A 9,123-nucleotide genomic window follows, 5' to 3' on the forward strand; every position below is an offset into this window, starting at 1 on the left:
CCGCCTCATTTCGTCAGTCCGAGCAGTGCGGCGGTGAGCCCGAAGTCCGGCCCCATGTCCTGCAGCTTGCCGGTGCGGCAGCCCTCGAGCCGCATCTGCACCCGCTCGCAGAAGAGGTTGAGCTGTTCGCTGTCGAGCGCCGCCTTGTCCAGCAGGCCGTGCAGCCGCAGCGCGCGGTGCTCCCGGCTCACCGAGTTGGAGATGTTCTGGAAGAGCAGCGGACCCACGTCGACGACCTCGGTCAGGTTGCGGGCATTGGCCCGCATCTGGGCGGCGATCTCGACGAAGCGGCTGATCGCCCCGGCCAGCTGGTCCTCGTGGTCCCCCACCACCGTCGCGGTGTTGGTGACGAAGTCGTTCAGCTGGGTGAGCACGGCCTGCAACCCGGGCGCCTGGTCGCCGAGCAGCGCGACCAGCTCGGTGAGCCTGCCGCTGAAATCGCGCACGGTGGAGTCGTTCTCGGCGATCACCTGGGTGATCTCCTGCAGCTTGGCGATGGTGGTGGCGATCTGGTCCTTGTTGGCCAGCGTCACCTCGAAGGCCGAGCTGAGCGCGTCGAGCGTCTCGGCGAGCCGGTCGCCGTTGCCCTCCAGCAGCGGGAAGAGCACCCGGCTGGCCAGCGGGCCGTCCTCGCTGTCGCCCTTGAGCGCGGCGCCGAGCTCGTCGAAGTTCTCCAGGATGCGGTCGAGCTCGACCGGGACCCTGGTGCGGGCGATCGGGATGTGGTCGCCGTCGGCCAGCGTCGGGCCCTCCCCGCTGTAGGCGGGGGCCAGCTCGACGTGCCGGTTGGTGATGAGCTGCGGCGAGATGAGCGCCGCCATGGCGTCGGCGGGCACCTGCACCCCGGCGTCGAAGGACATGGTGACCTCGACGTAGGAGCCGCGCGGGGTGACGGTGTCCACCTGCCCGACCGGGACGCCCAGCACGGCGACCTCGTTGCCCGCGTACAGCCCGGCCACGTTCTCGAAGTCGGCGCTGACCTTGATCCGGTCGCCGAGGTACTGCCCGGGCAGCCTGCTCACGGTGTCCGGCAGCAGCGAGCAGCCCGCCGCCGTCAGCGCGGCGACGGCCAGCGCGGCCAGCCGGGCGAATCGCGGAACGCGCACGCGCGTCGTCGTCTTCATCAGTTGCACCCCGGGGTGAGCTGGGCGGAGCAGAGCCAGTTGTCCGGCAGCAGCCACGGCGCCCAGACGTCGCCGTAGGGCCCGTTGCCGAGCACGTTGTTGAACTGGCGCAACCCCACCGGCATGATCTCGTAGAGCCGGTCCAGGTTGTCCCGGTTCTTCTCCAGCCCCTCGGTCATCGTGTTCAGGTTCTCGATCAGCGGGCCGAACTGGCCGTTGTTCTCCACACCCATCTCCTGCAGCAGCGCGGAGAGCGCCGCCACGTTGTCGAGTAGTTGCCGCAGCAGGTCCTGCCGCAGCGCCACCGCGTTGCCGATGGCCTCGCCCCTGGTGAGCAGCACCAGCACGCTGTTGCGGTTGTCGGCCACCAGCTGCGAGACCTGGTCCATGCTCTTGAGCAGGGTGTCCACCTCGTCGCGGCGGCTGTTGATCACCTTGGCCAGCGAGCCGATGCTGTCCAGCGCGGCGACGGTGAGCTCCGGCGACTCGCCCATCTGCTCGGTGAGCACGTTCAGCGCCTCGCGCAGCTTGTCCGGGTCGATCCGCTCCAGCCGCTCGAAGGAGGCGGTGTAGCGGGAGTCCTGGATCACCTTGGCCAGGTTGTACGGAACGACGGTGTTGCTCAGCGGGATCCGGTCGTCGGGCAGCCCCTTGCCGTCACCCGGCGTCAGGTCGATGTGCAGCCTGCCGAGGATGGTGGACATCTCGATGGCGGCCTTGGCGTCCGGGCCGAAGTCGATGTCGCGGCGGACGCGGAGCACCGCCACCACCTTCTGCCCCTCCAGCCTGACCTTCTGCACCTCGCCGACCTGGATGCCGGAGATGTCGACGGTCGCGCCCGGCCGCAACCCGGCGGCCTGGGCGAACTCCACCTCGACGGTCTTGCTGCCCAGCTGGGCGCGGGAGATCACGCTGGAGCCGATCAGCAGCAGCGCCACCGCCGCGGCCGCGGCGAAGCCGAGCCAGAGGAAGCGGTTGTCCCGATAACGCGGCAGCCTCATCGGCACACCTCCGATTGTGATTCGCCGCCGACCTGCGAGACCAGCCCCGGCGGGAGCAGCACGCCCCACAGCGAGACGTCGAGGCGGCAGATGTAGGCATTGCCGTACGCGCCGTAGCTGGAGAAGCGCGCGAGGCCGTTCAGGAAGTCGGGCAGCTCGACCGCGGCCCGGTCCAGCGAGGCGCCGTTGAGCAGCAGCAGCGCGACGCCGGTGGTGGCGGTGTCCTGGGCGCGGGCCAGGTCGGGCTGCACCATGCCGACCAGGTTCACCAGCGAGTCCGTGGAGCGCGCGACGGTCTCGACCGAGCTCTTCAGGTTCTCGCCCTGCGCGTAGAGCGCGTCCATCAGCGCCCTGGCCTGGGTGATCAGCGTCTCCAGCTCCTCGGTGCGGTTGGCAAGGCCCGCCATCACGCTGCTCAGGTTGGAGATCACCGCCGCCAGCAGCTCGTCCCGCTCGCCGAAGGTGCTCGCCAGCTCGGCGGCCTGGGTGACCAGCGCGCTCAGCGAGACCCCGTCGCCCTGCAGCGCCTGGATCATCGTCTCGGAGAGCGAGTTCACCTGGTCCGGCTGCAGCACCTCGAAGAGCGGCTCGAAGCCGGAGAGCAGCGCCGAGACGTCGAACGACGGCTCGGTGCGCTCGACCGGGATGGTGCCGCCCGGCTCCAGCGGGGCGCCCGCCTCCTTGCCCGGCATCAGCGCGATGTAGCGCTGGCCGATCAGGTTCTGGTAGCGGACCAGCGCCTTGGTGGTGGTGGTCAGGTGCTGCCGGTCCTGGATGCTGAAGTCGATCTTGGCGCGGTAGCCGTCGACGAAGTCGATCTCGTCGACCCGGCCCACCCGGACGCCCGCCACCCGGACGTCGTCGCCGACCCGGACGCCGAGCACGTCGGTGAAGACCGCCGAGTAGCCGTCGGTGTCGCCGGAGACCGAGCGCTGCAGCGTCGACCAGATGGTGTAGGTGAGCACGGTGGCGAGCACCGCGAACAGGCTGAACGTGACCAGTGCCCTGGCGGACTTCACGCCGCACCTCCGTCGTGGATTTCCAGCGAGCCGCCCGCGAGCAGCGGGGTCAGCAGCAGTAGTTGTGCGGCGGTGGGTTTGCCGCCGACCAGTGCCGCGACCGCGGCGGCGCCGCGCAGCCGCAGTGGGCCGGTCCCGGCGACCGGCTGGGCCGTGCCCGGCGCACCGGGAACGGCGCGCTCGAGCCCCGCCGCGGCCGGGCCGAAGCCCTGCCCGTCGACGGGCGCCCCGCCGGGCGCCGCACCCTCGGGTGTCTCCGCCCCGGGCTGCTCGGCGCCGGGCGCGAGGCCGTCGGCCGCGGCGGGCGCGGGCTCCACCCCCGGCGCGGGAGTGCCCGGGGTCGAAGCGCCGGGCACCGGCGCACCAGGCACCGGAGCGCCGGGAGTCGGGGAACCGGGGGCCGGGGCACCGGGGAAGCCGAAGAGGCCGGGGATGGACGGCAGCCCGGGAATCGCGGGCAACCCGGGAAGGCCGGGGATTAGCGGCTGGGACGCGGGCGCGCCGGGGACGACGGCGGGCGCCGCGGTCGGGGCGGGCCCGGCGGCATCGAGCCAGCGCGGCAGCATCTGCTCCGGGTACTCCTGCTCCGGGGCGACCAGCGGCACCGTCGGCCCGCCGCAGCGCGGCCCGGCGAGCTCGCCGTAGGTGGGGCAGTCCGCCGCGGTGTACTGCTGGAACGGCGTGAAGCTGACGTCCATCTTCCAGACCATCTGCTTGCTCGGCCCGAAGCTGAACACCCCCTCCAGCTGCTGCAGCGCGAAGTTCAGGTTGCTCACCGCGGCCGGGATGGCGTCGGCGTCGCCCGCCAGGCTGCCGAACAGCCCGGCGAGGCCCGGCACCAGCTCCTTGGCGGAGTCCGGGTTGCGGGCGAAGAGCTCGTTCACCGAGTCCACCGCGCCGCCCGCCGTGGCGAGCAGCTCGATCAGCCCCTCCCTGCGCTCGGTCAGGGTGCGGGCGGTGGTCACCGACTCGGCGAGCACGCCGACCAGCTCCGGTGCCGACTTGCTCAGCTCGGTGGTGGCCCGGCCGAGATCGCCGAGGAGCGTGCCGATCTCGGGGATGGCGTGCACCTCGGTCATCCAGCGGTCCAGCCGCTCGATGGTGGAGCCGGGGGCGCGGGCGGCGGGGTCGAGCGCGGCGGAGAGCGTGGCCAGCACCCGGCCCAGCTTCTCCGGCTGGATGTTCTCCAGCACGTCGCGCAGGACGGTGAGCGTGGTCTGCAGCTGCACGGTGGCCGTGCCGGTGTCCTCCGGGATGACGGCGCCGGAGCGCAGCCCCTCGGCGCTGCCGTCCTGGTCGACCAGTTCGATGGCGGTCACGCCGAAGAGGTTGTTCGGGATGACCCGCGCGGTGACGTCGGCCGGGATGGTGCCCGCGATCTCCGGCTTCAGGTGGATCTGGGCGCGCTGGCTCTGGCCGCGCGCCACCACCTCGACGGCGTCGACGGTGCCGACCACCATGCCGCGGAACTTCACGTCGGCCCGGGCGGGCAGCCCGTCCCCTGTACTGGTGAGCAGCGCGGTGACCGGGACCTTCTTCTCGAAGTACCCCTCGTAGCGCAGCGCGAGCAGCCCCAGCACGAGCAGCGTGGCCAGCGTCAGGGCCAGCCCGGCGATCGAGAGCTTGGCGGCGGTGGGGCCGCGGCCGCTGGGATCGAGCAGCATCGTGCCCCCTTACCCGGAGATCCGGAAACCGGGGTCGATGCCCCAGATTGCGAGTGTCAGAACAAGATTCGCGAACACCATGAGGACGATCACCATCTTGATCGCCTGCCCGGCGGCCACCCCGACGCCCTCCGGCCCGCCGGTGGCGGTGTAGCCGTAGTAGCACTGCACGAAGGTCGCGATCAGCACGAAGATGATCACCTTGAGGATCGAGAAGAAGACGTCGGTGCCGATCAGGAACTGGAAGAAGTAGTGATCGTAGGTGCCCGCCGAGGTGCCGCCGAGGAACAGCACCGAGAGCTTGGTCGCCAGGTAGGCGGTGGCCAGCCCGACGGTGTAGAGCGGGATGATCGTCACCGTCGCGGCGATCATCCTGGTGGTCACCAGGTACGGCAGCGGCCGGATGGCGATGGACTCCAGCGCGTCGATCTCCTCGGAGATCCGCATGGAGCCGAGCTGCGCGGTGAACCGGCAGCCCGCCTGGATGGCGAAGGCCAGCGTCGCCAGGATCGGGGCCAGCTCCCGCGTGGTGGCGAAGCCGGAGATGGCGCCGGTGAGCGGGCCCATGGTGAGCAGGTTCAGCGCGTTGTAGGACTCCATGCCGACGGTCAGCCCGCCGAACGCGCAGAGGATGATCACCACCCCGACGGTGCCGCCGCCGACGACCAGCGAGCCGTTGCCCCAGCCGACGTCGGCGGTGAGCCGCAGCACCTCCTTGCGGTAGTGCCGCAGCACGAACGGGATCGCCGCCAGCGCCTCGAAGAAGGTCACCGCGTGGTGCCCGAGCCGCATGTTGGCCCGGTAGGGCACCGCGAGCACCTGCCCGGTGCGGCGCAGCGGCCGCAGCGCGGGCGGGGTGTACGAGCTGCCCATCAGATCACCTTCGTCGGGAAGAGCGTGTTGTAGAGCTGCGTGAGGATCACGTTGGTGGCGAAGAGCATCAGCGCCGAGGTGACCACCGCGGAGTTCACCGAGTTGGCGACGCCGCCGGGGCCGCCCTTGGTGTGCAGCCCGATGTCACAGGCGATGATCGCGGTGAGCAGCCCGAAGATCGCCGCCTTGACCAGCGCCACGATCAGGTCGTTGGCGACCGCGAAGGAGGCGAACGAGCCGATGAAGGAGCCGGGCGTGCCGTCCTGGGCGTAGACGTTGAACATGTAGGCGGTCGCGAAGCCGACGAAGACCACGAAGCCGCAGAGCAGGATGCTCACCAGGATCGCGGCCACCAGCCGCGGCGCCACCAGCCTGCGCACCGGGTCGACGCCCATGACCTTCATGGCGTCGATCTCCTCGCGGATGGTGCGCGAGCCGAGGTCGGCGCAGATCGACGACCCCACCGCGCCCGCGATCATCAGCGAGGTCACCAGCGGTGCACCCTGTCTGATGATGCCGAGCCCGGCCACCGCGCCGATGAAGGTGGTCGCGCCGACCTGGTTGACGAGCGCGCCGACCTGGATCGAGACCACCACCGCGATCGGAATGGCGACCAGCACGGTCGGCGCCGCGGAGACGCCGACCATGAAGGCGCACTGCTTGATGAACTCCTGGTACGGGAAGCGGCGCTGGATGATCGCCTCGAAGAGCCCGATCAGCGCGTCCCGGCCCAGCAGCACCTGCCTGCCCAGGGTCTCCAGGGCCTGCTGCGGGTGGCGGCGCCACAGCCCGCGCAGATCGTCGAGTGCCCGATCCAGGTCGGAACGACCGGCCGGTCGCTGGGTGATGGTCACGCTGGCCTTTCTTGCCGGAGCCCTGCGGATGTTAATACGGATTCCGCCGGTGCGGACCCAGAACAGCCAGTTGACATGAGAGACTCGGGCTTGGATGTTTCGCGTAGTTCGCTGTGACTAGAGAGGAAGGAGGGGCAGCGGGTCCTGCCCGGCCAGGCTGCGCTGCAGCAGCACCAGCACGATGCCGAGCAGCAGCACGGCGGCCGCGGCGCCCGCGAGGACGGCGAGCCAGAGGGCGAACCGGAGCACCGGGTTCACCCGGATCCGGCCACCGAGGATCTTCAGCAGGATCACGACGATGTCGATGACCCAGACCAGCGCCATCACGTCATCGTCACGTTCGCGAAGAGCAGCACCGGCCAGCACACGATCGATCCGAGGAACGAGACGATCACGTCGATGCCGTGCATGCTCCGCAGGTGCGCGGTGTGCGTGATGCTCCACACGACCCCGATGACGCCGTAGGGGATACCGAGGATGATCAGCGTGCCGAGGAACTCGGACACCTTCATCTCGTAACTCAACAACCGGTCGAGCCTCGCGAGCACGTACCGCTCCTTCCGTTCTCCGCCGCGGCGGAACGCTGCGATAGTACGCACGAGTCCGCCGATCTGGAAAGAACATGCCGACACTTATTCCGCGCCGATGTTCTGAAACACCACTAAAACGCCGGGTATTCGGCTTCTCAGGAGTGCGAATCACGGATAACATACACCGGAGCACCCGATCCGGAGGAGACCGATGACCGCCGCCGAACCGCTGCCCGCCCGCGTGCTCACGCTGGAGCGGACGCGTATCCCCATCCACGGCGCGCACCGCCCGTTCACCAAGCGGCCGCTCGCGATCACCGACGCCCTCGACTTCTGGCAGTTCGCCGGGGCGGCGGCGAACGTGGTGATGCAGATGGCGCACCCGGGGGTCGGGTACGGCGTCGCGGAGAGCCGGGTCGAGTCCGGTTCGCTGCTCAAGCACCCGTGGAAGCGGGCCCGCACCACCACCCAGTACCTGGCGGTCGCCATCCTCGGCACCGTGGAGGAGCGGAACGCGCTGCGCGAGGCGATCAACGTGGCGCACCGGCAGGTGCGCTCGGAGCCGGGCGCCCCGGTGAAGTACAACGCCTTCGACCGCAAGCTGCAGATGTGGGTCGCGGCCTGCCTCTTCGTCGGCTTCGAGGACACCTACCAGCTGCTCAACGGCCGGATGAACGACGAGCAGCGCGAGGCCTTCTACGCCACCGCGTCGACGCTCGGCACCACGCTCCAGGTCACCGAGGACCAGTGGCCGCCGACCCGCGCCGCCTTCGACGAGTACTGGGTGCGGGCCTGCCAGGACGCGGTGCTCGACGACTTCGTCCGGAGCTACCTGGACGTGCTGATCAACCTGCGAATGATCCACTGGTACCTGCGGATCCCGTTCCGCGGGCTGCTGAAGTTCCTCACCACCGGGTTCCTCGCGCCGTACTTCCGCGAGCAGCTGGGGCTGCGCTGGACCGCGGCCGACCAGCGCCGGTTCGAGCACCTCTTCGTCGCCGTCGGGTTCGTCAACCGCTTCATCCCGCGGCCGCTGCGGCACGGCGGCAGCCTGGCACTGATGTCCGATGCGCGCAGGCGGATGCGGCGGGAGAAGCCGCTCATCTGAGGCTGTCCGCGCGAGCGCCGCCACCTTCGGGTGGCGGCGTTTTTTCTTGACAAGTCGTTGGGTTTTCCTAATACTTCGATGTATGAGCCCAGTGCGACGGGGGGAAACCCGTCCGATCTTCAACCGCATCGCGGTGCTGCGCGCCGAGCGCTCGCTGAGCCGGGCCGCGCTGGCCGAGCTCGTCGAGGTGAATCCGCAGACCGTCGGGGCGCTGGAGCGCGGCGACCACTACCCGAGCCTGGACCTGGCGCTGCGCATCTGCGAGGTGTTCGGGCTGCCGGTGGAGGCGGTCTTCTCCCGCACCGAGTTCACGCCGTTGTCGGCCGAGATGTATCGACGTACAGGAGGGTGAGATGTCCGCGACCGATCTGCTCGCGAACTATCAGGAGTACCGGACCCGGCGATTCCTGCGGAACGAGGCGCGCACCGGCGCCTGGCTGCCCGGCTGGCGCACCCGCGCCCGCCGCCGCGCGCTCGTGCTCGCGCTGGCCGCGATCTTCGCGGCGATGATCGCGGTCGGCGCGGTCTGCGCGGTGAACATGGAGATCGGGCCGCTGCTCTGGATCCCGCCGGTGCTGCTCTTCCTGCCGACCTGGACGGCGCTGCAGGTGGTGCCGAGCAGGCAGGGCGACGCGCCGCGGCTCGCGCTGGACGAGTACGAGATCGCCGAGCGCGACGCCGCCAGGTCGATCGGGCTCACCATCACCCAGAGCGTCGCCGTGATCCCGGCCTTCGTGCTGGTCGCGGCGGCCTCGATCGAGAAGCTGAGCGCGGGGCTCGGCTACGCCTGCGGGCTGTGGCTCGTCACCGCGCTGATGATCGGCGGCTGCTCCCCCGCCATGATCCTGGCCTGGAACCGGCCGGATCCGGAGCCGGAGGTCGCCGCGTGAGCGGGTCAGGCCCGGAGGCGGGAGCGGAGCGTAGCCACGGAGGGCCCCCGCGCACGCCGA

Annotated in this window: 11 protein-coding genes; 3 read left to right on the plus strand and 8 right to left on the minus strand. The window is 70.3% G+C overall.

What is annotated here, in order from left to right:
* Nucleotides 1–5 precede the first annotated feature (5 nt).
* From ACFUUZ_RS01025 to ACFUUZ_RS01060, 8 genes are all read right to left on the minus strand, one after another.
* Nucleotides 6–1,124, minus strand: a complete 1,119-nt coding sequence (locus ACFUUZ_RS01025; RefSeq protein WP_378690946.1) for an MCE family protein — start codon at nt 1,122–1,124, stop codon at nt 6–8.
* Complete coding sequence (locus tag ACFUUZ_RS01030) at nt 1,124–2,125, minus strand: MCE family protein (RefSeq protein WP_378690949.1); 1,002 nt, start codon at nt 2,123–2,125, stop codon at nt 1,124–1,126. Before ACFUUZ_RS01030 ends, ACFUUZ_RS01025 begins: the two co-directional genes overlap by 1 nt.
* Nucleotides 2,122–3,144: an MCE family protein gene (locus ACFUUZ_RS01035; RefSeq protein ID WP_378690952.1), complete on the minus strand. Its 1,023-nt coding sequence runs from the start codon at nt 3,142–3,144 to the stop codon at nt 2,122–2,124. The genes ACFUUZ_RS01030 and ACFUUZ_RS01035 overlap by 4 nt, the downstream gene beginning before the upstream one ends.
* Nucleotides 3,141–4,808 (minus strand): MCE family protein, encoded by a 1,668-nt coding sequence (locus ACFUUZ_RS01040; protein WP_378690955.1) that lies wholly within the window; start codon nt 4,806–4,808, stop codon nt 3,141–3,143. The genes ACFUUZ_RS01035 and ACFUUZ_RS01040 overlap by 4 nt, the downstream gene beginning before the upstream one ends.
* A 9-nt stretch (nt 4,809–4,817) precedes the next feature.
* Complete coding sequence (locus ACFUUZ_RS01045) at nt 4,818–5,681, minus strand: ABC transporter permease (protein ID WP_378690958.1); 864 nt, start codon at nt 5,679–5,681, stop codon at nt 4,818–4,820.
* Complete coding sequence (locus ACFUUZ_RS01050) at nt 5,681–6,535, minus strand: MlaE family ABC transporter permease (RefSeq protein ID WP_378690961.1); 855 nt, start codon at nt 6,533–6,535, stop codon at nt 5,681–5,683. Before ACFUUZ_RS01050 ends, ACFUUZ_RS01045 begins: the two co-directional genes overlap by 1 nt.
* A 117-nt stretch (nt 6,536–6,652) precedes the next feature.
* Nucleotides 6,653–6,859 carry a hypothetical protein gene (locus tag ACFUUZ_RS01055; RefSeq protein WP_378690964.1) on the minus strand — a complete coding sequence of 69 codons (207 nt, stop codon included), beginning with the start codon at nt 6,857–6,859 and terminating at the stop codon, nt 6,653–6,655.
* On the minus strand, nt 6,859–7,083 hold the full coding sequence (locus ACFUUZ_RS01060) for a hypothetical protein (RefSeq protein ID WP_378690967.1): 225 nt from the start codon (nt 7,081–7,083) through the stop codon (nt 6,859–6,861). The genes ACFUUZ_RS01055 and ACFUUZ_RS01060 overlap by 1 nt, the downstream gene beginning before the upstream one ends.
* Before the next feature lie 193 nt (nt 7,084–7,276).
* On the opposite strand from ACFUUZ_RS01060, the gene ACFUUZ_RS01065 reads away from it, so the two are divergent.
* The 3 genes from ACFUUZ_RS01065 (at nt 7,277) to ACFUUZ_RS01075 (ending at nt 9,063) form a co-directional block, all read left to right on the plus strand.
* A complete protein-coding gene (locus tag ACFUUZ_RS01065; RefSeq protein ID WP_378690969.1) occupies nt 7,277–8,173 on the plus strand; it encodes an oxygenase MpaB family protein in 897 nt (298 codons plus the stop codon).
* A gap of 82 nt (nt 8,174–8,255) precedes the next feature.
* Entirely contained in the window at nt 8,256–8,525 is a 270-nt protein-coding gene (locus tag ACFUUZ_RS01070; protein ID WP_378690972.1) for a helix-turn-helix transcriptional regulator, read from the plus strand.
* Between the two features lies 1 nt (nt 8,526).
* Nucleotides 8,527–9,063 carry a hypothetical protein gene (locus tag ACFUUZ_RS01075; protein ID WP_378690975.1) on the plus strand — a complete coding sequence of 179 codons (537 nt, stop codon included), beginning with the start codon at nt 8,527–8,529 and terminating at the stop codon, nt 9,061–9,063.
* The last annotated feature ends 60 nt before the right edge of the window (nt 9,064–9,123 follow it).

The sequence above is a fragment of the Nocardia sp. NPDC057353 genome (assembly GCF_042667085.1).
Lineage (GTDB): Bacteria > Actinomycetota > Actinomycetes > Mycobacteriales > Mycobacteriaceae > Nocardia.

Bases quoted from the DNA above. Each gene is read 5' to 3' on its own strand.
- ACFUUZ_RS01075 (WP_378690975.1), top strand. From the start codon at position 8,527: ATGTCCGCGACCGATCTGCTCGCGAACTATCAGGAGTACCGGACCCGG.
- ACFUUZ_RS01025 (WP_378690946.1), bottom strand. From the start codon at position 1,124: ATGAAGACGACGACGCGCGTGCGCGTTCCGCGATTCGCCCGGCTGGCC.
- ACFUUZ_RS01045 (WP_378690958.1), bottom strand. From the start codon at position 5,681: ATGGGCAGCTCGTACACCCCGCCCGCGCTGCGGCCGCTGCGCCGCACC.
- ACFUUZ_RS01070 (WP_378690972.1), top strand. From the start codon at position 8,256: ATGAGCCCAGTGCGACGGGGGGAAACCCGTCCGATCTTCAACCGCATC.
- ACFUUZ_RS01055 (WP_378690964.1), bottom strand. From the start codon at position 6,859: ATGGCGCTGGTCTGGGTCATCGACATCGTCGTGATCCTGCTGAAGATC.
- ACFUUZ_RS01040 (WP_378690955.1), bottom strand. From the start codon at position 4,808: ATGCTGCTCGATCCCAGCGGCCGCGGCCCCACCGCCGCCAAGCTCTCG.
- ACFUUZ_RS01030 (WP_378690949.1), bottom strand. From the start codon at position 2,125: ATGAGGCTGCCGCGTTATCGGGACAACCGCTTCCTCTGGCTCGGCTTC.
- ACFUUZ_RS01065 (WP_378690969.1), top strand. From the start codon at position 7,277: ATGACCGCCGCCGAACCGCTGCCCGCCCGCGTGCTCACGCTGGAGCGG.